Below are 2,840 nucleotides of genomic sequence, written 5' to 3' on the forward strand. Positions count from 1 at the left end.
AACAACCCGAACACCAGCGGTTCGTCCACTCCGGTCCTCTCGTACTAGGAGCAGCTCCCCTCAATCATCCAACGCCCACACCAGATAGGGACCGAACTGTCTCACGACGTTCTAAACCCAGCTCGCGTACCACTTTAAATGGCGAACAGCCATACCCTTGGGACCGACTTCAGCCCCAGGATGTGATGAGCCGACATCGAGGTGCCAAACACCGCCGTCGATATGAACTCTTGGGCGGTATCAGCCTGTTATCCCCGGAGTACCTTTTATCCGTTGAGCGATGGCCCTTCCATACAGAACCACCGGATCACTATGACCTACTTTCGTACCTGCTCGACGTGTCTGTCTCGCAGTTAAGCTGGCTTATGCCATTGCACTAACCTCCTGATGTCCGACCAGGATTAGCCAACCTTCGTGCTCCTCCGTTACTCTTTGGGAGGAGACCGCCCCAGTCAAACTACCCACCAGGCACTGTCCGCAACCCCGATTAGGGGTCAACGTTAGAACATCAAACGTACAAGGGTGGTATTTCAAGGTAGACTCCACCGCATCTGGCGACGCGGCTTCAAAGTCTCCCACCTATCCTACACATGTAGGGTCAATGTTCAGTGCCAAGCTATAGTAAAGGTTCACGGGGTCTTTCCGTCTAGGTGCGGGTACACAGCATCTTCACTGCGATTTCAATTTCACTGAGTCTCGGGTGGAGACAGCGTGGCCATGGTTACACCATTCGTGCAGGTCGGAACTTACCCGACAAGGAATTTCGCTACCTTAGGACCGTTATAGTTACGGCCGCCGTTTACCGGGGCTTCGATCAAGAGCTTCGCTTGCGCTAACCCCATCAATTAACCTTCCGGCACCGGGCAGGTGTCACACCGTATACGTCATCTTTCGATTTAGCACAGTGCTGTGTTTTTAATAAACAGTCCCAGCCACCTTTTCACTGCGGCCGCCATTCGCTTAGAGAGCAAGTCTCATCACAAACAGCGGCGTACCTTCTCCCGAAGTTACGGTACGATTTTGCCGAGTTCCTTCACCCGAGTTCTCTCAAGCGCCTTAGTATTCTCTACCTGACCACCTGTGTCGGTTTGGGGTACGGTTCGATATATCATAAGTTTAGAGGCTTTTCCTGGAAGCAGGGTATTTGCAACTTCAATTCCGTAGAATCTCGTCTCGTGTCTCAGGCATGTAGAATCCCGGATTTACCTAAGATTCAACCCTACACACTTTCACATAGACAACCAACGCTATGCTTGCATAACCTTCTCCGTCCCCCCATCACTGATATACCAAGTACGGAAATATTAATCCGTTTCCCATCGACTACGCATTTCTGCCTCGCCTTAGGGGCCGACTTACCCTGCCCTGATTAGCATGGGACAGGAAACCTTGGTCTTCCGGCGTGCGGGTTTTTCACCCGCATTATCGTTACTCATGTCAGCATTCGCACTTGTGATATGTCCAGCAAACCTCTCAGTTCACCTTCAGCCACTTACACAACGCTCCCCTACCACGCAAAGTAAACTTTGCGTCCGCAGCTTCGGTATATTGCTTAGCCCCGTTACATCTTCCGCGCAGGCCGACTCGACTAGTGAGCTATTACGCTTTCTTTAAAGGGTGGCTGCTTCTAAGCCAACCTCCTAGCTGTCTTAGCCTTCCCACATCGTTTCCCACTTAGCAATAATTTTGGGACCTTAGCTGGCGGTCTGGGTTGTTTCCCTCTTCACGACGGACGTTAGCACCCGCCGTGTGTCTCCCGGATAGTACTCACTGGTATTCGGAGTTTGCAAAGGGTTGGTAAGTCGGGATGACCCCCTAGCCTTAACAGTGCTCTACCCCCAGTGGTATTCGTCCGAGGCGCTACCTAAATAGCTTTCGGGGAGAACCAGCTATCTCCCGGTTTGATTGGCCTTTCACCCCCAGCCACAAGTCATCCGCTAACTTTTCAACGTTAGTCGGTTCGGTCCTCCAGTTGATGTTACTCAACCTTCAACCTGCCCATGGCTAGATCACCGGGTTTCGGGTCTATACCTTGCAACTAAAACGCGCAGTTAACACTCGCTTTCGCTACGGCTCCCCTATTCGGTTAACCTTGCTACAAAATATAAGTCGCTGACCCATTATACAAAAGGTACGCAGTCACAGAACAAGTCTGCTCCCACTGCTTGTACGTATACGGTTTCAGGTTCTATTTCACTCCCCTCACAGGGGTTCTTTTCGCCTTTCCCTCACGGTACTAGTTCACTATCGGTCAGTTAGGAGTATTTAGCCTTGGAGGATGGTCCCCCCATGTTCAGTCAAGATAACACGTGTCCCGACCTACTCGATTTCACTTAAAATTCGCGTTCGTGTACAGGGCTATCACCTTGTATCGCTGTGCTTTCCAACACCTTCCACTCGCTTATAATTAGCTTAAGGGCTAATCCCCGTTCGCTCGCCGCTACTAGGGGAATCTCGGTTGATTTCTTTTCCTAAGGGTACTTAGATGTTTCAGTTCCCCTCGTTTGCCTCATGCAGCTATGTATTCACTGCATGATACCGCCGAAGCGGTGGGTTTCCCCATTCGGACATTTGTGGATCAAAGCATTTTGTCGGCTCCCCACAACTTTTCGCAGACTTACACGTCCTTCATCGCCTCTAACTGCCTAGGCATCCACCGTATACGCTTAGTCACTTAACCATACAACCCCAAATAACCTTCAATATTTGACGTACAAACTCAAGGTTTGCTCTGTATGCGTGACAAGTATTCATTTTCAAATCAGATAGAGTAAGCTCTTAAAGAGTTCTCTTAGTTTTGATTACTTTTATCAGCTTTCCATATTGTTAAAGAACATGTG

At 49.9% G+C, this 2,840-nt stretch carries 1 rRNA gene; it reads right to left on the minus strand.

Features of this window, described 5'->3' with window-relative positions:
* A 23S ribosomal RNA gene (locus GMES_RS00005) occupies positions 1-2,680 on the minus strand; the annotation flags it as partial.
* Positions 2,681-2,840 lie beyond the last annotated feature (160 nt).

The organism is Paraglaciecola mesophila KMM 241 (genome assembly GCF_000315015.1).
Classification (GTDB): domain Bacteria; phylum Pseudomonadota; class Gammaproteobacteria; order Enterobacterales; family Alteromonadaceae; genus Paraglaciecola; species Paraglaciecola mesophila.